Genomic DNA, 23766 nt, shown 5'->3' on the forward strand with positions numbered 1-23766 from the left:
GCCTCTGTTATTGCGGTATCAGGGTCAGACGGAGATCGCTGCCGACCTGGCGCACGTCGCTGAAGGCAAAAACCGGCGCGTCAGCCAACTGCGTCAGCCCCGTAAGCTGACACAAACCGCGCGCGTCATTACCCAGTAATTTCGGTGCCACATACATAATGAGTTCGTCAACCAGACCGGCCTGAAGCAATGCCCCTGCCAGCGTGGCACCGGCTTCAACCCAGACGCTGTTAATCTGGCGCTGGCCCAGCACCATCATCAGCGCCACTAAATCCAGTTGGCTGTCGCGTAAAGGAACCGGAATTTGCGTCACCGAGTCAGGCCAGCGCTGAGTGTCGGCCTGCTGTCGCATCAGCCAGGTTTCGCCCAATTGTTCTATAAGTTTGTGCTGCGGTGTTACGCGATTCTGGCTGTCGACGATGACGCGTACCGGCTGGCGTAAGGTCTGCGCATCAACCAGGCGCTGACTGTCGCTGTCCAGTTCAGCCCAGCGTACGGTCAGGGAAGGATCGTCGGCCAGCACCGTTGCGCTGCTGCTGAGAATGGCGGCGCTCTGCGCTCGCAAACGCTGGACATCGCGTCGGGCAGCCGGCGAGGTGATCCACTGGCTTTCGCCACTCGCCATGGCGGTGCGGCCATCCAGTGATGCCCCCAGTTTAAGCTGTATCCAGGGGAAGCCGGTCCGCATGCGTTTCAGGAATCCCCGGTTCAGGGCTTCCGCTTCCTGCATCATCAGTCCGTGGCTGACTTCAATGCCCGCCTGCTGCAGTCGATGTAATCCTCGTCCGGCGACCTGCGGATTGGGGTCCTGCATCGCGGCCACGACGCGTTTTACACCGGCCTCAATAAGCGCGTCGCAACACGGCGGCGTGCGCCCGTGATGACTGCATGGCTCCAGCGTCACATAGGCTGTCGCCCCACGCGCACGCGCACCGGCCATGCGCAGGGCATGCACTTCCGCATGCGGTTCTCCGGCGCGCTGGTGCCAGCCTTCGCCAACAATGTCACCATCGCGTACAATGACGCAACCGACATTGGGGTTTGGCATGGTAGTAAAACGTCCGCGCCGCGCCAGTTCCAGCGCGCGCGCCATATAACGTTCATCGGTCATGATTTAATCCTGTAATCTGGCAATCTCTTCGCCAAAATCACGCACGTCCTCAAAGCTGCGATAAACAGATGCAAAGCGAATATAGGCCACTTTATCGAGTTTTTTTAGCTCGTCCATGACCAGGTTACCGATCAGCTTGCTGGGAATTTCACGTTCACCCGTCGCACGCAACTGCGTTTTGATATGGCTTACCGCACTCTCTACGGCATCCGCACTGACCGGACGTTTCTCCAGCGCTTTCATCATGCCGCTGGCAAGTTTGTCTTCATTGAAAGGTTCACGCACATCGTTGCTTTTCACCACGCGTGGCATGACCAGCTCAGCGACTTCAAACGTAGTAAATCGCTCATGGCACACCAGACACTGACGACGGCGCCGCACTGACGAACCCTCACTGACCAGACGAGAATCAATCACTTTTGTGTCTACAGCGGAGCAGAATGGGCAATGCATGACGTTTCCTGACACGAGATAAATGGGCCGTACAGTGTAGCGCGAACTGCAAGTCAACAAAATCGATTCCCGTGTTTTACCCCTCACAGACCGGATGGGAAATGCCCGCCCGCGTAAAACCCGCTACGCTTAAAGCGCTCAGGGCAAAAAGCGGAGAACGTAGCCACGTTCGTGCCGATCCGGGGTACTGCATCACCGGATACCTGCGCCACCGCGCTGGCCGGATGCCCGATATCAACCTGTTTCACCTTGCATCATTACGCGTAACGCGAGGTGAAATCGGCACGCCAGCGGCTACGGCATTTTATCGCTCAGGGAAAGGCAATTTCAGAGCACACTTAAGGTAATCGGCGTGATTTCAGTTCAGGCTTCAACGCCATAAGCGGATGCTGATGCGTCCCGCGACAAGGGGCAGTTATTACGTCATTTGAATAAAGGATAAAAAAACATGATGAACAGGATGGTTTGGGCACCCGCGGCCCTGTCACTGGTTCTGCTAAGTGGTTGCAGCACCCCAGCCCAGCCGCAGGTGAAACAACTGCACCGGGAAGTCAGTCAGCTTAATCAGCAGATGCAGCAACTCACCAGCCAGGCAAGTGCGGTTGAAATTCAGGGACAGCTGAACGCCCATTCACAGCAGGGCGCATGGCTGTTGCCGCAGGCAAACACGCCCGTGGCACTTCAAACGCAGGTTGGCACGCTGCGCCTGTCGCTCGCACGCATTGAGGCCGATGCCGGCGGTACGCATGCTGACCTGACGCTTCGCACACAAGACAATTCACCGCTGCCCGGGATGCATGCGACAGTAGTCTGGGGCCAGCTCGATCCCGCAACCGGTAAGCCACTTGAGGCCGACAGCCTGACGCAAACCCTCAGCGTTCCCGCTTCACTGACGCCACGCAGTTCGGTCACCGTACCATTACGGTTAAAGGGTGTGACGCCGGAGCAACTGGGTTATGTTCGAATTCACCAGGTGATCGCGGATACGTCCAGGCCCTGAAAACAAAAAAGCCGCCAGATTACGCTGGCGGCTTTTTTTATCGTACCAATACTACGGCAGGATCGAAGGCTGATCGGCGCCCTCTTTCTCCACTTTCTGTACCAGCATATGTTCGCGTTTCATGCCCAGCTTCAGCGCCAGCGCTGAAGAAACGTAGATCGACGAAACGGTACCGATGGTGACACCAATCAGCATGGTCAGTGAGAAGCCTTTCAGCAGCGCACCACCAAAGATGAACAGGATCAGGATCATCGCCAGCGTAGTCAGCGAGGTGATCAGGGTACGGCTTAACGTCTGCGTCAGGGACACGTTCGTAATGTCATAAGAGGAGCCGCGACGGATCTTGCGGAAGTTCTCACGAATACGGTCCGAGACCACGATTTTATCGTTCAGCGAGTAACCGATGACCGACATCAGCGAGGCCACAATCGTAAGGTCAATCTCGACCCGGAACAGCGACAGCAGTCCACAGGTGATAATGACGTCATGCGCCAGCGCCAAAACCGTACCCAGTGCCAGACGCCACTCAAATCGAATACCGATATAAATCAGAATCGCAATCAGTGCCGACAGCAGGGCTAACGCCCCGGCCTGCGCCAGATCGCTGCCCACGCTCGGTCCGACAAACTCGATACGTTTGACCGTCGCGTTTTGCTGCGTCGTCTGGTTGATAACCGTTACCACTTTATTACCCAGCTCGGTTCCCGCAGGCCCGGTGACCGGCGGCATGCGCACCATCACATCGCGGCTGCTACCGAAATTCTGGATCAACGGTTCCTGGAACCCGGACTTCACCAGCGCACCGCGGATGGCGTCGAGATCGGCCGGTTTCTCCAGATTGATCTCAATGACCGTACCGCCGGTGAAATCGAGCCCCCAGTTAAAACCGCGTACGCCAACAATGGCAATCGAGATGATGATTAACAGTCCCGAAATGATGAATGCCAGCGTATCCCAGCGCATAAAGTCAACGACTTTACGGCCGTGGTTTAACTGCTCAATGTTATATTCCTGTGCCACAACGCACTCCTCAGATAGACAGCTTCTTAACGCGCTTGCCACCGTACATCAGGTTGATAATGGCGCGGGTTCCGACGATCGATGTGAACATGGAGGTCGCAATACCGATAGCCGTTGTAATCGCAAAGCCCTTAATGGAGCCCGTACCAATTGCATACAGAATCACCACCTTAATCAGGGTCGTCACGTTCGCATCGACAATACTGGAGAAGGCACCTTTGTAGCCCTCATGAATTGCCTGCTGTACGGAACGCCCGTTGCGCAGTTCTTCTTTGATACGTTCATTGATCAGGACGTTTGCATCGACTGCCACCGCCAGCGTCAGCACAATACCGGCGATGCCTGGCATGGTCAGCGTGGCCCCCGGTAACAGCGACATAATGCCGACAATCAGCACCAGGTTTGCCAGCAGTGCGCTGGTCGCAATCAGGCCCACTTTCTTGTAGTACAGCACCATAAACAGGATGGAGGCGACCAGGCCCCACAGGCAGGCTTCCAGCCCCTGAGTAATGTTCTGCTGACCCATTGTCGGACCGATTGTCCGCTCTTCCACAATCTGGATAGGCGCAATCAAGGCCCCGGCGCGCAGCAGCAGTGACAGCTGACGTGCTTCGTTCGGGTTGCTGATACCGGTGATGCGGAAGCTGTTGCCCAGGCGTGACTGGATGTTGGCGACGTTAATCACCTCTTCCTGTTTCACCAGAATGGCGCGACCATTCGCATCTTTCTTACCGCTGTCTTTGTACTCCACAAACAGGGTCGCCATCGGTTTACCGATGTTGTCCTTGGTGAAGTTCGACATGATATTACCGCCCGCGCCATCGAGTGAAATATTCACCTGAGGCTGGTTGTATTCGTCCATGCTGGAGGTCGAATCGGTAATGTGGTCACCGGTCAGAATCACGCGTTTGTACAGCACGACAGGCTGGCCGTCACGCATGTCTTTGACCTCGGAATCCCCCGGCACGCGACCATTGGCGGCGGCGGTCGGATCAACGCTGGTATTAACCAGACGGAACTCCAGCGTCGCGGTTGCGCCCAGAATTTCTTTGGCGCGCGCCGTGTCCTGAATACCTGGCAGTTCTACCACGATGCGGTCAGAACCCTGACGTTGCACCAGCGGCTCCGCGACACCCAGTTGGTTCACACGATTACGCAGGATAGTGATGTTCTGCTGAACGGCATATTCGCGCGCTTCGCTAAGGCGAGCATCGGTCATGGTGGCTCGCAGAGCATCGTTACCGCTGTTGCTGATCACCAGATCCTGATGACGGGATGACAGCCACTTCACGGCAGCGTCACGGCTGGCTGCGTCACGGAAACGGATTTCCACGCCGTAGTTAGCAATCTTGCTGACGTTGGTATAAGGGATATTCTTTTCGCGCAGGTCGCTGCGCAGGCTGTCCGCATTCTGCTCTTGCAGTTTGCTCAGGGCAGTGTCCATATCCACTTCCATCAGGAAGTGCACGCCACCGCGCAGATCGAGGCCAAGTTTCATTGGCTGCGCCGCCAGCAGGGTAAGCCAGCGCGGCGTTGCGGGAGCCAGATTCAGCGCCACAACATAGTTTTCGCCCAGCGCTTTCATGATCGCTTCACGGGCGCGCAACTGCACATCCGTGTTAGAAAAACGCGCCGTAATCGCCCCGTTTTCCAGGGCAACAGACTTCGCCTGAATATTATCTTGTTTTAATACGTTCTGAATTTGATCCAACGTTTGCTCACTGGCGGCGCTTCCGCGCGCGCCAGTGATTTGAACAGCCGGATCCTCACCATAAAGGTTGGGAAGTGCATATACCAGGCCAATGACAAGCACCACGACCAGCATTATGTACTTCCACAAAGGATAACGATTTAACACGGCAGTTCCCTTAGGGAAGTAAAAATTACAGCGCCTTCATAGAACCTTTCGGCAGGACGGCAGCCACGAAATCACGTTTAATAACCACTTCGGTAGTGTCGTTCAGCGCAATCGCAATGTAGCCGGTTTCTGCCACTTTGGTTACGCGACCCACCAGGCCACCATTCGTCAGCACTTCATCACCTTTGGAGATAGAATCCATCAGCTTCTTGTGCTCTTTTGCGCGTTTCTGCTGAGGGCGCAGGATCATGAAGTAAAAAATCAGGCCAAAGACGACCAGCATGATCACCAGAGAATACGGACTTCCCTGAGACGGTGCGCCTGCTGCAGCCACAGCGTCAGAAATGAAAAAGCTCATTAAATTTCCCTCATTGATGAATTATCAGACGTTAAAGGCGGAACCGCTTTGCCCGTCCGTTGGTAGAACTCGGTAACAAAGCGCTCTAATTTACCCTCTTCAATAGCCTGGCGTAAACCTGCCATCAGGCGCTGGTAGTAGCGCAGGTTATGAATCGTGTTCAGACGCGCGCCCAGTATTTCGTTACAGCGATCAAGATGATGCAAGTAAGCACGGCTGTAATTGCGACAGGTGTAACAATCACACTCGGCATCCAGCGGCGACACATCGTCTTTATGCTTCGCATTGCGGATTTTTACCACGCCGTCCGTCACAAATAAGTGACCATTACGTGCATTACGCGTTGGCATCACACAGTCAAACATGTCCACGCCACGACGCACACCTTCGACCAGATCTTCAGGTTTGCCCACGCCCATTAAATAACGCGGTTTGTCCTCAGGGATCTGCGGGCAAACATGCTCCAGGATGCGGTGCATGTCCTCTTTCGGCTCACCGACCGCCAGGCCGCCCACAGCGTACCCATCAAAGCCAATCTCTACCAGACCTTTCACAGACACATCACGTAAATCTTCGTAAACCGAGCCCTGAATAATACCGAACAGCGCGTTCTTGTTGCCCAGGCTGTCAAAGCGGTCACGGCTGCGCTGCGCCCAGCGCAACGACATCTCCATTGAGCGTTTCGCATAATCCCAGTCGGCCGGATACGGCGTGCACTCATCGAAGATCATGACGATATCGGAGCCCAGATCGTACTGAATTTCCATGGATTTTTCTGGATCGAGGAAAATCTGATCGCCATTGATCGGGTTACGGAAGTGAACGCCCGCTTCGGTGATTTTACGAATGTCGCCCAGGCTGAAGACCTGGAAACCGCCGGAGTCCGTCAGGATAGGGCCTTTCCACTGCATAAAATCATGCAGATCGCCATGCAGCTTCATGATTTCCTGACCGGGACGCAGCCAGAGGTGGAAAGTATTGCCCAGAATAATTTGCGCGCCGGTATCCTGCACTTCTTCCGGCGTCATGCCTTTTACGGTGCCATAGGTGCCCACGGGCATAAACGCCGGGGTTTCGACCACGCCACGATCAAAAATCAGACGCCCGCGACGCGCGCGACCGTCTGTGGTATCAAGCTCAAATTTCACAAGACCTCCATCGGAGAAACAGTCCGATGTTCAAAGTAAACAGATCAGGCGCCCACTTTTTCCAGCGGCGCCTGGGGGTTTTTGCTGATAAACATCGCGTCGCCGTAGCTGAAGAAACGGTATTCTTCTGCCACCGCAGCGCGATAAGCAGCCATGGTGTGCTGGTAACCGGCGAAGGCCGAGACCAGCATAATCAGGGTTGATTCCGGCAAATGGAAGTTGGTGATTAACGCATCGATCACCTGGTACTCGTAGCCCGGATAGATAAAAATTTGGGTATCGTCGAAGAATGGCGCAATCAGGGCATCCTGACTGGCTTTGGCGGCGCTTTCCAGCGAACGTACCGAGGTGGTGCCAACGGCGACCACTTTATTCCCCCGCGCCTTACACGCCAGCACCGCGTCTACCACATCCTGCGGGACTTCCGCGTACTCCGCGTGCATGTGGTGATCTTCAATCGTCTCGACGCGCACCGGTTGGAAGGTGCCCGCCCCAACGTGCAACGTGACAAAGGCCATTTCCACGCCTTTATCTTTGAGCGCCTGCAACAGCGGCTCATCAAAATGCAGCCCCGCCGTGGGCGCGGCGACGGCACCGGGTCGGGCGCTGTAAACCGTTTGATAAAGCTCACGATCCGCCTCTTCATCCGGGCGGTCAATGTACGGCGGCAGCGGCATATGGCCGACGCGGTTAAGAATGTCCAGTACGTCACGGTCATCGTCAAAGGCGATCTCGAACAACGCATCGTGCCGCGCCACCATAATGGCTTTCACGCTCTCGTCGTCACCCAGCAGCAGCGCTGCGCCAGGCTTCGGCGCTTTCGATGCGCGAACATGCGCCAGCACGCGCTTGTCATCAAGCATGCGCTCGACCAGCATCTCAATTTTGCCGCCGCTTGCCTTGCGTCCGAACACCCTGGCCGGGATAACGCGCGTGTTGTTAAACACCAGCAGATCTCCGGGCTGGAGCTTACCCAGCACATCCGTAAACACGCCGTGAGTGAGCGCGCCGGTTGGGCCATCCAGCGACAGCAGGCGGCAACCACTTCGTTGCGCCTGGGGATAATGGGCGATAAGAGATTCAGGCAAATCAAAAGCAAAATCGGCGACACGCATGACAGACTTCTTACTCAGAAAAACAGGCGGCACAGTTTAGCGGAAAACCGAACAATTCTGAACAACTGGCTGCGTAAACGGAGTTGCGCTTATAATGCCGCATGAATTTTCTTGCGCATCTTCACTTAGCCCATCTTGCCAACAGCTCTTTGCTGGGCAATCTGATGGCAGATTTCGTTCGCGGCGCGCCGCACCAACACTGGCCTGAACCGGTGGCCGACGGCATTCTGATGCATCGTCGCCTGGACGTAATGACCGATGCCCTGCCGGAAGTGCGCGCGGCACGCCAGCTTTTCCGGGCAGAGACCTATCGCGTCGCCCCCATCACGCTGGATGTCATCTGGGACCATTTTCTGGCGCGCCACTGGGATCGCGTTCATCCGTCACAAACGCTGCAAGCGTTTACGGCCCGTGCCGAGCGCGAAATCGTCCCGCAACTGGCCGCCACGCCCGAGGAATTTAAAGAACTGAATGCGGTGATGTGGCGAGAACGCTGGTTCGAACACTACGCCGATCCCCTGCGCCTTGAACGCGTGCTGAATGGCATGGCCCGACGTCGGCCAAGGCTGGCAGCACTCAGCGACTCTTACCAGGACTTCACCGCCCATTATCCGGCCTTTGAAGCCTGTTTCTTTCAGTTTTATCCCCGCCTGATGCAGTTGGCCGCCAGCCGGCAGCTGTGATTCACCCTCTTTATCAGGTAAGACGCGGCTTACCTGATAACGCTGAAAAAGCACGCAAACAGTACACCGACGATATTGCCATTACTGGCGCACTACGGCTTAATAAGCCTTGCTTAACTATGCTTTGCGCTACTCTCACTGTCAGACCGCCTGTTCAGGCGCTTCCTGTATTCGATGTGTTTTAAAATCATAAGAGGGAAACATGTCATCCGCTTCGCATTCTGAAATTGACGCGCGCTATCGCTACGCCTGCGAAATCGCCCGTGCCGCCGCAAGCCGCGCCTTGTCATGGTATCAACAGCGTCAAAAACTGGTGGTGGAATATAAAAGGGACCTTCAGGACGTGGTCAGTGAAGCTGACCGTAACGTTGAAGAATTAATTAAATCACTGATTGCAGAACGCTATCCCGAGGATGCGGTATTAGGTGAAGAGAGCGGTGGAGAAACAGGCGAGGCCCGCATTTTATGGGTCATCGATCCGATTGATGGCACCGCCTGCTTCGTCAATGGTCTGCATAACTGGTGCGTTTCGCTGGCCATCGTCTGCGAAGGTGAACCGGTGGTGGGCGTGGTTTGCGATCCCAATCATCAGGAGCTGTTTCACGCCCGCAAAGGCCAGGGCGCCTGGCTTAATGAGACCCGGCTTGAGGTTCATCAGGCCCGTCACCTCAACGAAGGGCTGTTGGGCATCAGTAATTCCAGCCGGGTGCCGGGAGAAAAGGTTACGCAGCTTATCGATGGGCTACTCAAACAAGGCGGGATGTTCATTCGCATCGGCTCCGGTGCCTTAACCAGCGCCTGGGCCGCTGCCGGTCGCCTGATTGGCTATTACGAAGCCCATATGCATCCCTGGGACAGCCTGCCGGGCATCGTGTTAATGCGGGAAGCGGGCGGCGTCACCAATGACTATATGCGCAATGATGGCCTGAAAAACGGCAATCCCGTTTTGCTGGCGAATGCCGTAATCTATCCACAGATTAAAGCCCTTCTCGCGCCCCAGGAACTGGAGGATGAATAATGTCTGCCTGTAGCCCCCTGCGCGTAGTCGCGCTCTGTGCGTTATGGTTCGCGGCGGGGTCGCTTTACGCGGCGCCAGAATACCAGTTAGAGAAAGTGGTCGAACTCAGCCGACACGGGGTGCGCCCGCCGACGCCGGGCAACCGCCAGGAGACCGAGGCAGCAACCGGACAGCCCTGGCCCCGGTGGAGTACAGCGGACGGCGAGCTGACGGGCCATGGCTACAGTGCGGTGGTGAATAAAGCGCGCTGGGAAGGCGATCACTATCGCCAGTTGGGATTACTTACCGCGGGTTGTCCGGACGCGACAGCACTCTACGTACGCGCCAGCCCCCTTCAGCGAACGCGCGCCACTGCCGAAGCGTTGGTGGATGGCGCATTTCCCGGCTGCGGCGTGGCGGTGCATACCGTCACGGGCGACGTCGATCCGCTTTTTCAGACGGAAAAACTGCCCTTTGCCCGCATCGATCCGCAGCGAGAGATGGAAGAAAAGCGGCGTGTGGCGGGCGATTTAGCACAGCGACAGCAGCAGCTCCAGCCCGCCATTCAGGCGCTTAAACAGGCGGTCTGTCCGGCTAACCGCGCGTGCCCGTTTTTTGATCGCCCCTGGCAGTTAAAGCAGACTAAAAGCGGCAGCGTCTATGTTGAAGGCTTAAGCACGCTGGCCGCCATGGTCGAGACGTTGCGCCTGGGTTACAGCGAAAACTTACCGTTCGCGAGGCTGGCGTGGGGCCACATCACTTCCGCTCAACAGATCACCGCCCTGCTCCCCCTGCTGACGGCCAGTTATGATCTCAGCAATGATGTGCTCTATATGGCGCAACGTCGTGGCTCGCTTCTGTTACAGCGGATGCTCGACGCCATTCAGGGGAACGATCCCGATGTACGATGGGTACTGCTGGTGGCCCATGACACGAATATCGCGATGGTTCGCCGCCTGATGGGATTTGAATGGCAACTGCCGGGGTATACGCGCGGTAATATTCCGCCGGGAAGCAGCCTGGTGATGGAGCGCTGGCGGGATACGCAAAGCAATCAGCGCTACCTGCGCGTCTATTTTCAGGCACAAAGTCTGGACGGGCTACGTCAGTTACAACCCATTAATGACCGTCATCCTTTGTTGCGTCAGGAGTGGCAGCAAGCCGGCTGCCATATCACCGACGTGGGTACACTGTGCCCGTTACAGGATGCGATTGCCGCGTTGGGTCAACAGCTGGACCGCAGCGCGATCGTTCCGGAATCCCTTATATTACCCGCGCAGAACGCATTAGCGTCCGTGTCGGGTTAACGGTGGGCTTTCTCTTATTTTTCGGCAACTTATTTAACGACGTACGCTTTTGCATTAGCATCGTTTCGTCAATCATCCCTCTGTTTGTTTCATTTGCTATGTGACGTTTTCGGCGAATCCTTTCGCCGATTTTATTTCGTCGTGTCAGTCGCCTTCGCGGCCGGGAATCAGGACGGCTTGCGCACCAGCTTATAACCCAGCAGCAACAGCACAATCCACACCATGCCCACGTAAAGTGAGATGCGCGTATCCGGAAAGTAGCCGATCAGGCCGATGATAAAGCATAAAAAGGCTACGCCGAAACTGGCTGTCCAGCTTCCGCCCGGGAGGGCAAATGTCAGCTGACGGGCTGCCGCTTTACCAATTTTGCGGCGAAACGCAATCTGGGACAGCAGAATCATAATCCAGACCCAGACGGTGGCAAAGGTGGCCAGAGAGGCAATGACCAGGAACACTTTCTCGGGCATCAGGTAGTTGAGCCAGACCGCAATCAGCATGGCAAACATCATAACTACTACCGTGACCCACGGAATCCCGCGTGCTGACACCTTCATAAACACTTTAGGCGCATGGCCCTGCTGCGCCATACCGTGCAGCATACGCCCGACACCGAACACATCGCTGTTAATCGCGGACAGGGAGGCCGTCAGTACCACAAAGTTGAGGATAGAAGCGGCAGCGGCAATACCCAGATGCTGGAAGGTCAGCACAAACGGGCTACCGTTGGTGCCCACCTGATTCCATGGATAGAGGGACATGATGACAAACAGCGTACCAACGTAAAACACCAGAATACGCATCGGCACGGAATTAATGGCGCGTGGGATGGAGGTCGCCGGATCCTTAGCTTCACCGGCCGTGATGCCAATAATTTCTATCCCGCCGTAAGCAAACATTACCATCTGAAGTGACAGCAGCATGCCAACGATCCCGTGGGCAAAAAAGCCGCCGTTGGTCCACAGGTTGTGAATGCCGGTCGGCTGGCCACCGTTACCGATGCCCCAGATGATCATGCCAAATCCGGCCAGAATCATCACAATAATGGTGGCGACTTTGAAGAAGGAGAACCAGAACTCCACTTCGCCGAACACCTTCACGCTCATCAGATTGACCGCACCGATGATCAGCACGACGCTCAGTACCCAGATCCAGTGCGGCACCTCCGGGAACCAGACACCCATATAAATACCAAATGCCGTGACGTCGGCGATGGCCACAATCAGAATTTCAAAGCAGTACGTCCAGCCGGTGATATACCCAGCCATTGGTCCAAGATAATCCTGCGCGTAACGAGAAAACGAGCTGGCCTGGGGATTATTAACGGACATTTCTCCCAGCGCGCGCATGATAATGTACGCCACCGCGCCGCCGATAATATAGGCGAGCAGAACGCTCGGTCCTGCCATCCTGATGGCGTCCGCCGAGCCATAAAACAGCCCGGTGCCAATCGCCGATCCCAGCGCCATAAAACGGATGTGGCGCGTGCTCAGTCCGCGTTTGAGCTTGTTGGTTTCTTGCATAACAACCTGTACCTGTGAAATGAAAAAACCACGGGCAAGCCCGTGGTTAAAGAAGAATCAATCTTAGCCGTTACGAGTGAACTGTCACCTGTTCCGGCCCTTTTAACCGATCAACCAACGCCACAAGCAGCAACATCACCAGTGAGGGCGGCAACCAGGCAAGCCCCTGGTCGGCTAATGGCAGATGCTGGCTGAATGCGGGTAACGCCTCTTTAAACCCGGTGGTTTTGATTGCGTCAAGGATACCAAACAGCAGGCTGACAAGCATAGTCGGAGCAATGATTCGGCTGCTTTTGTTCCAGATATTCTGGGTAAAACTCAGCACAACCAGTACGATGCACGGCGGATAAATGGCGGTCAGCACCGGAATCGAGATCTGGATCAGATGACTCAGCCCCAGGTTGGAAACCACCATGGAGAACAGCCCCAGCACAAACACCAGCGTTTTGTATGACAACGGCAGATACTGGGCAAAAAACTCGGCGCAGGCACAGGTCAGGCCCACGGCTGTCACCATACAGGCAATAAAAATCAGCGCGGCAAGGAAGAAGCTGCCCATATCGCCAAAGGTGTGCTGTACGTAGGCATGCAGAATCGCGGCGCCGTTAGCATTTTGATCAACCAGCGCCCCGCTTCCTGCGCCCAGTTTAAACAGGCTCAGGTAGACCAGCGTCAGCCCTACACCCGCGATAATCCCCGCCAGTACCGTATAACGGGTTAACAGTGCCGCGTTATCAATACCGCGTGAACGGGCCGCATTCACAATCACAATCCCGAATACCAGGGCACCCAGCGTATCCATCGTGAGATAGCCGTTCACGAAACCGCTGGAAAACGCAGCGCGCTGGTAGTCGGCGGTGGCCGGAATGGTGCCGCCTGCGGGCCACAGCAGGGCGGCAACGCCGAGCAGCGTCAGGGCGGCAATTTTCAGCGGTGCCAGAATATGCCCGACCGTATCCAGCAGTTTGCCGGGATAGAGCGAAATGCCCATCACCAGCACAAAGTAGATCAGGCTGTAGATGAACAACGGCAATGCACCGTCGCCGGTGATCGGCGCGATCCCGACTTCAAACGACACCGTGGCGGTGCGCGGTGTGGCAAAGAGCGGCCCCACCGCCAGATAGCAGACAGTGGCCAGAACCACCCCGGCAATTTTACCAATCGGTGTACTCAGCGCGTCAATCCCGCCGCCGACGCGCGCCAGCGCAATGACGGTGATGACGGGTAATCCCACAGCGGTAAGCAGAAACCCTAAAGCGGCCACCCAGACATGTTCGCCTGACTGAATACCGACCATAGGAGGAAAGATAATGTTACCCGCACCAACAAACAGGGCAAACGTCATAAAGCCCAGCGCGAGAATGTCTTTAACGGTTAAACGATGTGTCATACGGCCTGTCACTGATGTTGCGATGAAAGATAAGTTTGCGTTGCCCCCTCGCTGCGCTATGACAACGGCTGATCAGACGACAGCAGCGCATTATGCGCAGCGTCCGGTTTAGCGCAGGTGATTTGAGCTGCTTTTTTTCTGTTCACAGAGGGATAAATCGACAACGGCCGTAAGTAAAACGTTTATAGCGAAGAAAGGCAATACGAGATCGGAAAACCAGAGGCTTATTTCGTGATTTAAGTCAAAATTAGTGGATCACATCAATATTAGCAGCAAGCACATCAGATGATGTGCCTTAATAATAAACAGGCCATGGGAAATACCAGCATACTGACGTCTTTTTATGCACAAGTGGCGCATACATTGCGCCACACTGCGCACTTTTGACGCTTACCAGACCTGATTCGCCACATCCACAACCAGACGAATCTTCTGCCACTGTTCCGCTTCGGTCAGGCTGTTCCCCTCTTCCGTTGAGGCAAAGCCACACTGTGGACTAAGGCAGATCTGGTCAAGGCTGAGATACTGCGTCGCCTCCTGTAAACGTGCTTTTACCTGATCCACGTCTTCGAGTTCGCCGACCTTGGTGGTAATTAAACCAAGCACCGCCTGCTGATGACCCGGCCGGATAAAACGCAGCGGTTCGAAACCGCCGGAACGGTGGTTATCATATTCCAGGAAAAACGCATCGACATTAACAGTGCCAAACAGGATTTCGGCCACAGGTTCATAGCCGCCTTCTGAAATCCAGGTCGAACGGAAATTGCCGCGGCAGACATGCAGACCGACGGTCAGATCGGCCGGTTTATCCTCCAGCGCTTTATTCAGCACGCGGGCGTAGGTTCGGGCCAGCTGCTCGGGATCGTCACCGCGCTCGCGGATCTCACGCTTTTGCTCGTCCGAGCACAGGTACGCCCACACCGTATCATCCAGTTGCAGATAGCGGCAGCCTGCCGCATAAAAGGCGGCGATTGCGTCTTTGTAAGTCTGTGCCAGATCGTCAAAGTACACATCAAGATCGGGATACACCTCCGCGTCGATCACTTTACGTCCGCCACGGAAATGCAGCACGCTGGGACTGGGAATCGTCATTTTCGCCACGGCATCCCCTGCGATGCCTTGCAAAAAGCGGAAATGATCCAGCATCGGATGCCCGTCAAACCCCAGTTTGCCGGTCACTTTGACACCGTGCGCTTTGGTCTGTACGCCGTTGAACTGAATGCCCTGATCGGCTTCAAAATGTTCCACGCCTTTCAGGCCGTAGAAAAAGTCAAAATGCCACCAGCCGCGACGGAATTCCCCATCCGTGACCACTTTGAGGCCGTTTTCACGCTGTTTTGCCACCACATCACGGATGGCTTCGTTTTCAACCTCACGCAACTCGTCAGCGCTGATTTCCCCCGCCTGGTATTTCTCGCGAGCCTGTTTGATCGCGGCAGGACGAAGAAAGCTGCCAACGGTGTCGGCACGAAACGGGGCGGTTTGTCTTTGCATGATCACTCCTCGTCACGGCCAGATAATTTCGGCCGGGAATAGTTACATAATGTTATTTTAGCCTTCTGGATGGCTAAACGTCTAAATGCAGAGTGACATGCTGTTCTCTCAGCGGCAAACGAATAAAATTCACGTCGCCTGAAAAAAATTCATGTTGCATTGTCGCCGTCGGCTTTTCTGTCAGCGACCGCAGGACAGACAGCCTGATCGGGCTTACGGGTCCGGAGGCAGGCTGTTTCACGGTGACGCTACCGGCGTTTGTTGACGGGCAGGTGGACGTTATTCGAGCGAAGCGCGGGCCTGAGCAATCTGCGCCGCAGAGAGCGGCAAATACCCGGCCTCGCTGACGCGCTGTTGCCCCTGACTGGAAAGCACCTGTCGTAAAAAGGCATCGACCAGTGGCGGTAAAGGTTTACCTGGCGCTTTATTCACATAGAGATAAAGCGGACGCGACCATGGATAGCGGCCGGTACGGATAGTCTCTGGATCCGGTGCCACCGCGTCGCCGTTTTTGGTCACCACGGGCAGCAACCTGACGCCGCTCAGATGGAAACCAAAACTGGCATAGCCGATGCTGCGGGGATTACCGGCTACGGCCTGTACCACGGCGGCAGAGCCGGGAAACTCGGCCACGTCATTGCGGAAATCGCCCTGACACAGCGCCTGCTGTTTGAAAAAGCCCCATGTTCCCGAAGCGGAGTTACGGCCATAGCGCTGGATGGGACGCTGCTGCCATTCTGTCTGGCGCAGTCCCAGGTCACCCCAGCGTTGTGGAACCTGATGCGCGCCGCAAAGCCGGGTGATGGAAAAAACCGCATCGAGCTGACGCGGATCGATTTCACGCAGCGGGTTACGTTGATTGACCACCACGACCAGCGCATCCATTGCCACCGGCACGGCCAGCGGCGGATAGCCATAGCGCGCCTCAAAGGCCTGGCGCTCATCAGCCTGCATCGGACGACTCATCGCGCCCAGTTGAACGGCCCCGGCGGTCAACGCAGTGGGCGCGGTAGACGACCCCGAAGCCTGAACCTGAACGTTCACGCCAGGCGCCTGACGGCTAAAGTCATCTCCCCATAACGTCATCAGGTAGCCGAGCGTGTCGGAGCCGGCGCTACTGAGATTTCCGGACAGCATGACGGGCTGCGCCTGCCCGAGGGCTGGCAACAGCGAAAAGAACACCAAAAGAAAAGCGCGCATCGTTCCGGTCCGTTCACGATTGATGAACGGCATTCTCCTGCATCCCGTTACTGACAATCAACCTTGGCGCCAGGGTAAATGTAAAACAGGTTTCCTGATGCGGGATGCTGGTGATCTCCAGCCGGGCATTATGGTGACTCAACGCATGTTTGACGATAGCCAGCCCCAGCCCGCTGCCGCCGGTCGCACGTGAACGCGCTTTGTCTACACGATAAAAGCGTTCAGTCAGGCGCGGAATATGCTCAGCGGGAATACCGGGACCGTTATCGCAGACCTTAAATACCGCGCCCTGCTTGCTGCGTAACCAACTGATATCAATTCGTGTGCCGTCTGGCGTATGGTTGACCGCGTTGTAGACCAGGTTAGAGATGGCACTGCGCAATTGCTCGTCATTGCCAAATACTTTCAGATGCGGATCGGTGTGAAAATGGATTTGATGTCGCCCGCCGCTCAGCGTTTCCGCTTCATGTTGCAGCAGTTTCAACATGACCGGCACATCGACTTTTTCTTTCATATTGATGACCGGGGCCGCCTCAATACGCGACAGCGTCAGAAGCTGCTTCACCAGGCTGTCCATTCGGCGGGTTTGTTCTGACATGGTGTGCAACGCTTTGTCACGCGAACGTTGATTCATGACCGAGTCATTCATCATCTCCAGATAACCCTGAAGCACCGTCAGCGGCGTGCGAAGTTCGTGACTGACGTTGGCGAAGAAGTTGCGTCGTGCACCTTCCAGCTGGTGCATTTGCGTCACGTCGCGGGCCACCATCAACCACTGGCCTTCGCTGTAGGGCATAACACGAAATTCCATGTGATGCTGGTTATTCAGCACCAGCGTCAGCGGCTTGTCGAAATCGCGCTGGCGCAGATAACGTGAAAATTCAGGATAGCGCAGCAGATTAAGGATATTTTGCCCGTTATCTTCGGGCCAGCGCAGCCCGAGGTGCTGCTGTGCCAGGCCATTGCACCAGAAGATGGTGCCCTCTTCCGTTGTCAGGATAACGGCATCCGGCAGCGACTCTGCACCACTGCGAAACCGTTTGATCAGATGACCCAGCTCACGCCGCCGACGTCGGTTGCGCAGCTGCATTTGATACAGACCGTAAAACAGCGGTTCCCAGCTTGCCTGACCGGAAGGCGGGGTCATCGTGCGATCCAGCCACAGCCAGTGCGACAGCCGCATCAGGTTATAAAAATGCCACAGTAAAATACCGACTACGCTGAGTAACAACAGCCACGGCAGATAGCCGAACAACAGGCCGAGTACCAGCGCAGGCAAACACGCCAGCACCAGTTCGGACAATAATCGCTTCCAGGAGAGGCGTTCCAGCACGGTTAAAGCTCCGTTTAAAAGCGGGCAGAGAAACGATAACCTGTTCCGCGGACGGTTTGTACCATGCGATCGTGACCGGTCAGTTCCAGCGCTTTGCGCAGACGGCGAATATGCACGTCAACTGTACGATCTTCAACATAGACGTTGGTGCCCCAGACGTGATTCAGTAGCTGTTCACGGCTGTAAACACGTTCAGGGTGGGTCATAAAGAAGTGGAGCAGCTTGTACTCTGTCGGCCCCATCTCCAGCGGCGTGGTTTCCGACATCACCCGGTGCGAGGAGGGATCCAGGCTCAGGCCCTGCATTTCAATTACATCTTCGACCGCCATCGGCGAAATGCGACGCATCACAGCTTTGATACGGGCCATCAGCTCTTTCGGGGAAAACGGTTTGGTAATGTAGTCGTCGGCCCCGACTTCCAGGCCACGCACGCGATCTTCCTCTTCGCCACGTGCAGTCAGCATCATGACCGGAATATCACGCGTCATCGCTTCACGTTTAAGGTGTTTGATAAACTGAATGCCGCTGCCGCCAGGTAACATCCAGTCCAGCAGGATAAGGTCAGGCCAGGGTTCAATCAGCTTACTGACGGCGCTGTCATAATCTTCTGCCTCAATCGGCTGATAATCATTTTGTTCCAGAACGAAACATAACATCTCACGGATTGGAGCTTCATCTTCCACAACTAAAATGCGCTTAGCCATTATGACTCCTGCAGGTAGGACGGCTTTCACTGATATTTGCGGCGCCATTATGCGTCAGTTTTGTGACACTTTTATGAAAAAGTTAGCCATAAAAACCGGCCTGCAACAACCATTTATGACAACATGACGACATGTTTTGTGGCTTTAGTGATGGAGCCAGTATAATCGCCGGGCGATTTGTTATGGCAGGGAGTGTTATGCGCATTATCCATACCGCGGACTGGCACCTGGGGCAGTTCTTTTACAACAAAAGCCGGGCCGCTGAGCATCAGGCCTTTCTGGACTGGCTGCTGGCCGGGATTGAAGAGCATCAGGTGGATGCGCTGATTGTGGCGGGTGATTTATTCGATACCGGCACACCGCCCAGCTATGCACGTGAAATGTTCAACCGCTTTGTGGTGGCGTTACAACCCAGCGGCTGTCAGCTGGTGGTGCTGGCCGGAAATCACGATTCGGTGGCGACGCTGAACGAGTCGCGTGAACTGCTCGCCTGCCTGAATACCCGCGTGATTACCACGCCGCAGGACGGTAACGATGTGCTGGTGTTAACGACGCGTCAGGGCGAACCGGGCGCGCTGCTGTGCGCCATTCCTTATCTGCGGCCACGCGATATTATGCGCAGCCAGGCCGGCCAGTCAGGACGCGATAAACAGCGCAGCCTGCTGGAGGCCATTACCGCCCATTATCAGCGCAGTTTTGCTGCCGCGCAGGCGCTGAATCTGGCGCTTCCCATCGTCGCGACCGGCCACCTCACCGCCCTCGGCGTCAGCAAAAGCGACTCAGTGCGCGATATCTATATTGGTACACTGGATGCCTTTCCGGCCTCGGCCTTTCCGCCTGCGGACTATATCGCGCTGGGGCATATTCATCGTGCGCAGCGCGTGGCCGACAGCGATCATATTCGCTACAGCGGTTCGCCGATTCCGCTCAGCTTCGATGAACTGGGCAGCGAAAAAAGTGTGTTCCTGCTGGATTTCAGCCCGTCAGGCCTGACGGTCACGCCCCTGACCATTCCCCTGTTCCAGCCAATGCAGGTCCTGAAAGGCTCGCTGGCGCAAATCACCCGGCAGCTCAGCCAGTTTTCTGCGCCCGACGGGACCAAACCTGTCTGGCTGGATATTGAAGTGACCACGCAGGAATATTTAAGTGATTTGCAGCGTCAGGTAGAAGCGCTGACAGCTTCCCTGCCCGTAGACGTTTTGCTGCTGCGCCGCAGCCGTGAACAGCGCCAGTACAGTCTGGCACAGCTGGATAAAGAAACCCTGAGCGAACTGAATGTGGAAGAAGTGTTTGCCCGACGACTGGCGCTGGATGACGCGCTGGACGCGGATCAGATTGCCCAGACCACCCTGCGGTTTAAACAGACGCTGGCGGATCTGGAGGAACAGCCATGAAAATTCTGACGCTGCGCTTCAAAAATCTTAACGCGCTCAAAGGTGAGTGGTTTATTGATTTTCGCACCGAGCCGTTTGCCAGCAACGGGCTGTTTGCGATTACCGGCGCGACGGGCGCCGGTAAAACCACGCTGCTGGACGCCATCTGTCTGGCACTGTATCACCAGACGCCGCGCCTGGGCGGCATCTCTCAGGGGCATAACCCCCTGATGACACGCGACTGTGCCGAGTGCCTGGCGGAGGTCGAGTTTGAAATTAAAGGGGAAGCCTGGCGGGCATTCTGGAGCCAGAACCGCGCGCGCGGCACCGTTGACGGTAAACTGCAGGCTCCCCGCGTTGAGCTGGCACGCTGCGCCGATAATCAGATTGTGGCAGATAAAGTGAGCGATAAGCTCAAACTTACGGAAACGCTGAGCGGGCTGGATTTTGCGCGCTTCACCCGCTCAATGATGCTGTCACAAGGCCAGTTTGCGGCGTTTCTTAACGCCAAAGCCAATGAGCGGGCAGAACTGCTGGAAGAACTGACCGGAACCGAAATTTATGGTCGTCTGTCCATGGCCGTGTTCGAACGCCACAAAGCGGCCAAAACGGCGCTGGAACTGTTACGCAGTCGGGCAGGCGGCATGGCGCTGCTTGATGAGGCAACCCGTACTGCACTGTACCAGCAAAAAAAGGCCCTCAGCGACGCTGAACACCAGCTGACTGCCGCGCTTGCCGTGGCGCAGGCGCAGCAACAGTGGCAGCAACAGCATCAGCAGGCTATTGCGGATACAGAGCAGGCAACCGCGGCCCTCGCAGCGGCAGAGCACGCCAGTCAGGCGGCAGAGCCGGATCGTCAACGTCTGGCGCGCAGTGAACCGGCGGAGAAACTGCGCGGTCCGTTGCAGCAACGTGACAGTCTGCTGGCCGAACGCAACGCGATGCGGGAACGTCAGCAGCAGCTCAGCCAACAGATGCACACGGCCACACAGGCGCATCATGTGTTGCAGCAACGCTATGCGGAAACGGACACGGCGCACGAACAGTGCCGACAGCAACAGCAGCAGCAGGAAACGCTGTTGACCGGGCAGGTCATTCCGCTTGATCAGTCTCTCTCTGCCTTATACGAGCACATTCAGCAGCTACAGCAGGATGCCGAACGGCAACAGCAACACTGCGCTCAGCGCGAAGCCGCGTTACACAGCGAAGCCCGCCAGGTGCGCCACCTGCAAGAGACGATTGCCCAACAGCATGCCCTACGTGAGCAGTTAGCTGACATGCCGCAATGGGGTGAACACCTTCCGATCTGGAAAGAGCGTTTTGCCCAACTGACCCGCTATGAAGCGGCACAGGCTGAGCTGGATCAGCAGATACAGCAGCAACAGCGCCACATTCATCAGCGCCAGGGGGATATTGAGCAGCTGGCACAGCAACTCACGCCACTGGATCAGGCCGCACAGCAGGCGCAGCAGTCCTTGTCTCAGGCTGAGCAAGCACTAACTTCCCTTCAGAACGCGCATCCACCTGAAGCCTTACGTCAGGCACTGAGCCAGCATCAGCAACAGCGCGAGGCGCGCCATACGCTGACGATAGTGGCCGCGCAATGGCAACCCCTGCATCAGCAGCGCACGCAGTACGAAAAACGCCTGCATGAGCTTGAGACGGCTCAGCAGCAGGCTGAAAGCGCTTTGCTGACGTTAAGAGAAACCTGGCGACGGGAAAAACAGCAGCTCAGCGACGTAGAGAAAATTTGCCAGCTCGAAAGCCAGATTGCTGACCTGGAACAGTACCGCGCCCGGCTTGAAGCCGGGCAGCCCTGCCCGTTGTGCGGCGCCTGCGAGCATCCTGCGGTCGAAACCTATCGTGCTCTGGAAGTTAGTGCTAACCAACAACGTAAAGCCGAGCTGCAAAAACAGGTAGACGCGTTGAGTGAAACCGGGACGGCAAAGAAGGAGCAGATAAAGCAGCTACAGGCTCAACAGCAATCCCTGCGTGAAGAAATCACGGGTCTGACCCAACAACTTGATGCCCTTTCTCAACAATGGCAGGAACTGAGCAGTGAGCTGGCGCTCACCTTCCCGCTGACAGATACGGATGCAAGAATCGCGTGGCAGCAGGCGCAAAATCGCCACGAGCAGACGCTTACGGCCCGGCTTGACGCACTGGAGCAAGCCGAGCGCGCGGTGCTGGCGGCCAAAGATCACCACCTGCGGCAGCACCAGACATTACAACAGCATCAGCAAACGCTACTGTTGACTCAGCAGCAACTGGAAAGCCAGCACCAGGCGCTTCAGGCGTTACAGCAACAGCAGCGTCAGGCCGCAGAAAACGGCCAGCAGCTGGAAGCCGCGCTGGCACAGCAGTTCAGCGACGTGGCGTTGTCTTTACCTGAACGTACGGCGCGCAACAGCTGGCTGGCAACCCAACAAGAGCGCTGGCAGCGCTGGCAAGAGAGTGAGCGGTTGCTTGCTAACCTGCAGCCGCAACTTGCACGGGCGGAAACACAGGCTGACGCGCTGCAACAGCAGTTACAGCTTGAGCAGCAACGCCTGGATCAGCAGCGGCAGCAGCTCACCGCGTTACAGCAGCAGGCACATGAAAAACAGCAGCAGCGTCAGGCCCTGTTTGACGATCGCGATGTGGCTCAGGCGCGCCAGCAGATGCAGGCGCTCGTCGATCAGCACGAGGCGCAACTTACCCAGCAGCGCAATGCACTGCATCAGTCACAGGCAGAGGTCAGCCGTCTTAATGGCCAGTTGACGCTGCTGGAAAGCCAACTGCAGAGCCTGTCCGGGCGCGTCACGGAAGCAGAACAACGCTTCAGCGCCGCGCTGGCGGCAGCCGAATTCGCTGATGAAACGCACCTGCGCGCGGCATTGCTGGATGAACAGGCGGCGCAGCAACTGCGTCAGCAGCTTCAGCAGATTGACCAGCACCGTCTGCACCAGCAGGCACGCCTGGCAGAACTGCAGCAGCGGCTGGCGGCACATCAGCAGCAAAAACCGGCTTTGATGCCGGATTCACCGGACGTGCTGGCGGCAGAACTGGCGCGCTTACAGCTGTCCCTGCGTGAAAATGCAAACCAGCAGGGCCAGGTACAGCAGCAGTTAGACAGCGATGCCAGCCTGCGAAACCAGCAGCAAACGCTGCTGGCGCGTATTGCGCAGGATGAGACGGCGTTAGCGCAATGGACCCTGCTTAACGATCTTATTGGCTCGGCAACGGGCGATAAATTCCGGCGCTTTGCCCAGGGGCTTACGCTCGATCACCTGGTGGCCCTGGCCAACCGTCAGTTAGATCGCCTGCACGGTCGCTACCTTTTACAGCGACGTGCCAGCGATGTGCTGGAACTGGATGTGGTGGATACCTGGCAGGCCGACAGCGCCCGCGATACGCGCACGCTGTCCGGCGGAGAAAGTTTCCTGGTGAGCCTGGCGCTGGCGCTGGCACTGTCTGACCTCGTCAGCCATAAAACCCGCATTGAGTCGTTATTTCTGGATGAGGGCTTTGGTACGCTGGATGCCGAAACGCTGGACACCGCTCTGGATGCCCTGGATGCGCTTAACGCCAGTGGCAAAACTATTGGCGTCATCAGCCATGTTGAAGCCATGAAAGAGCGCATTCCCGTTCAGATTAAGGTACGCAAAATGAATGGCCTGGGTTACAGCACCCTTGACATCCCCGGCCAGTAAGAGGTTAACC

Annotated in this window: 20 protein-coding genes; 6 read left to right on the forward strand and 14 right to left on the reverse strand. The window is 56.4% G+C overall.

Annotated elements, in window-relative coordinates:
* Window positions 1–7 precede the first annotated feature (7 nt).
* The 3 genes from ribD to GC090_RS15690 form a co-directional block, all read right to left on the reverse strand.
* Window positions 8–1111 carry a bifunctional diaminohydroxyphosphoribosylaminopyrimidine deaminase/5-amino-6-(5-phosphoribosylamino)uracil reductase RibD gene (gene ribD / locus GC090_RS15680; protein ID WP_324020340.1) on the reverse strand — a complete coding sequence of 368 codons (1104 nt, stop codon included), beginning with the start codon at window positions 1109–1111 and terminating at the stop codon, window positions 8–10.
* Window positions 1112–1114: 3 nt separating this feature from the next.
* On the reverse strand, window positions 1115–1564 hold the full coding sequence (gene nrdR, locus GC090_RS15685; protein WP_006117986.1) for a transcriptional regulator NrdR: 450 nt from the start codon (window positions 1562–1564) through the stop codon (window positions 1115–1117).
* Between the two features lie 83 nt (window positions 1565–1647).
* Window positions 1648–1812 (reverse strand): hypothetical protein, encoded by a 165-nt coding sequence (locus GC090_RS15690; RefSeq protein WP_006117987.1) that lies wholly within the window; start codon window positions 1810–1812, stop codon window positions 1648–1650.
* A gap of 203 nt (window positions 1813–2015) precedes the next feature.
* Here GC090_RS15690 and GC090_RS15695 point away from each other — a divergent pair, with 203 nt between their 5' ends.
* Complete coding sequence (locus GC090_RS15695) at window positions 2016–2564, forward strand: SadB/YajI family lipoprotein (protein ID WP_262960082.1); 549 nt, start codon at window positions 2016–2018, stop codon at window positions 2562–2564.
* Window positions 2565–2615: 51 nt separating this feature from the next.
* Here the strand turns inward: GC090_RS15695 and secF are convergent, their stop codons facing one another.
* From secF to queA, 5 genes are read right to left on the reverse strand one after another with little or no spacing between them, the layout of a single operon-like run.
* Window positions 2616–3584 (reverse strand): protein translocase subunit SecF, encoded by a 969-nt coding sequence (gene secF / locus GC090_RS15700; protein ID WP_006117989.1) that lies wholly within the window; start codon window positions 3582–3584, stop codon window positions 2616–2618.
* A gap of 10 nt (window positions 3585–3594) precedes the next feature.
* The gene (secD, locus tag GC090_RS15705; RefSeq protein ID WP_072021736.1) at window positions 3595–5442 is read right to left on the reverse strand and encodes a protein translocase subunit SecD; all 1848 of its coding nucleotides are present in this window, start codon (window positions 5440–5442) and stop codon (window positions 3595–3597) included.
* Window positions 5443–5467: 25 nt separating this feature from the next.
* On the reverse strand, window positions 5468–5800 hold the full coding sequence (yajC, locus tag GC090_RS15710; protein ID WP_006117993.1) for a preprotein translocase subunit YajC: 333 nt from the start codon (window positions 5798–5800) through the stop codon (window positions 5468–5470).
* Window positions 5800–6948, reverse strand: coding sequence for a tRNA guanosine(34) transglycosylase Tgt (gene tgt, locus GC090_RS15715; RefSeq protein ID WP_006117994.1), 1149 nt, complete (start codon window positions 6946–6948; stop codon window positions 5800–5802). The genes yajC and tgt overlap by 1 nt, the downstream gene beginning before the upstream one ends.
* 44 nt (window positions 6949–6992) lie before the next feature.
* Window positions 6993–8063: a tRNA preQ1(34) S-adenosylmethionine ribosyltransferase-isomerase QueA gene (gene queA / locus GC090_RS15720; protein ID WP_324020343.1), complete on the reverse strand. Its 1071-nt coding sequence runs from the start codon at window positions 8061–8063 to the stop codon at window positions 6993–6995.
* A 101-nt stretch (window positions 8064–8164) separates the two neighbouring features.
* Here queA and GC090_RS15725 point away from each other — a divergent pair, with 101 nt between their 5' ends.
* The 3 genes from GC090_RS15725 to GC090_RS15735 all read left to right on the forward strand — a co-directional run bounded on the left by GC090_RS15725 (window position 8165) and on the right by GC090_RS15735 (window position 11050).
* Window positions 8165–8746, forward strand: a complete 582-nt coding sequence (locus tag GC090_RS15725; RefSeq protein WP_006117568.1) for an acyl carrier protein phosphodiesterase — start codon at window positions 8165–8167, stop codon at window positions 8744–8746.
* 202 nt (window positions 8747–8948) lie between these two features.
* Complete coding sequence (locus GC090_RS15730) at window positions 8949–9764, forward strand: inositol monophosphatase family protein (RefSeq protein WP_324020345.1); 816 nt, start codon at window positions 8949–8951, stop codon at window positions 9762–9764.
* Window positions 9764–11050, forward strand: a complete 1287-nt coding sequence (locus GC090_RS15735; protein ID WP_324020346.1) for a histidine-type phosphatase — start codon at window positions 9764–9766, stop codon at window positions 11048–11050. Before GC090_RS15730 ends, GC090_RS15735 begins: the two co-directional genes overlap by 1 nt.
* Before the next feature lie 167 nt (window positions 11051–11217).
* Here GC090_RS15735 and proY read toward each other — a convergent pair whose 3' ends face one another.
* The 6 genes from proY to phoB form a co-directional block, all read right to left on the reverse strand.
* The gene (proY, locus tag GC090_RS15740; protein WP_324020348.1) at window positions 11218–12570 is read right to left on the reverse strand and encodes a proline-specific permease ProY; all 1353 of its coding nucleotides are present in this window, start codon (window positions 12568–12570) and stop codon (window positions 11218–11220) included.
* Window positions 12571–12640: 70 nt separating this feature from the next.
* Complete coding sequence (gene brnQ, locus GC090_RS15745; protein WP_006117572.1) at window positions 12641–13960, reverse strand: branched-chain amino acid transport system II carrier protein; 1320 nt, start codon at window positions 13958–13960, stop codon at window positions 12641–12643.
* Window positions 13961–14350: 390 nt separating this feature from the next.
* Entirely contained in the window at window positions 14351–15454 is a 1104-nt protein-coding gene (locus GC090_RS15750; RefSeq protein WP_058708271.1) for a cobalamin-independent methionine synthase II family protein, read from the reverse strand.
* Window positions 15455–15733: 279 nt separating this feature from the next.
* A complete protein-coding gene (locus GC090_RS15755) occupies window positions 15734–16654 on the reverse strand; it encodes a PstS family phosphate ABC transporter substrate-binding protein (RefSeq protein WP_058701179.1) in 921 nt (306 codons plus the stop codon).
* A 13-nt stretch (window positions 16655–16667) separates the two neighbouring features.
* Window positions 16668–17987 (reverse strand): phosphate regulon sensor histidine kinase PhoR, encoded by a 1320-nt coding sequence (gene phoR / locus GC090_RS15760; RefSeq protein ID WP_033738623.1) that lies wholly within the window; start codon window positions 17985–17987, stop codon window positions 16668–16670.
* Window positions 17988–18001: 14 nt separating this feature from the next.
* Entirely contained in the window at window positions 18002–18691 is a 690-nt protein-coding gene (gene phoB / locus GC090_RS15765) for a phosphate response regulator transcription factor PhoB (protein WP_014606457.1), read from the reverse strand.
* Window positions 18692–18888: 197 nt separating this feature from the next.
* On the opposite strand from phoB, the gene sbcD reads away from it, so the two are divergent.
* Window positions 18889–20085 carry an exonuclease subunit SbcD gene (gene sbcD, locus GC090_RS15770; RefSeq protein ID WP_324020351.1) on the forward strand — a complete coding sequence of 399 codons (1197 nt, stop codon included), beginning with the start codon at window positions 18889–18891 and terminating at the stop codon, window positions 20083–20085.
* On the forward strand, window positions 20082–23756 hold the full coding sequence (locus tag GC090_RS15775) for an AAA family ATPase (RefSeq protein ID WP_324020352.1): 3675 nt from the start codon (window positions 20082–20084) through the stop codon (window positions 23754–23756). The genes sbcD and GC090_RS15775 overlap by 4 nt, the downstream gene beginning before the upstream one ends.
* The last annotated feature ends 10 nt before the right edge of the window (window positions 23757–23766 follow it).

Source organism: Pantoea sp. JZ29, assembly GCF_035190385.1.
In the GTDB taxonomy this organism is placed as follows: Bacteria; Pseudomonadota; Gammaproteobacteria; order Enterobacterales; family Enterobacteriaceae; genus Pantoea; species Pantoea stewartii.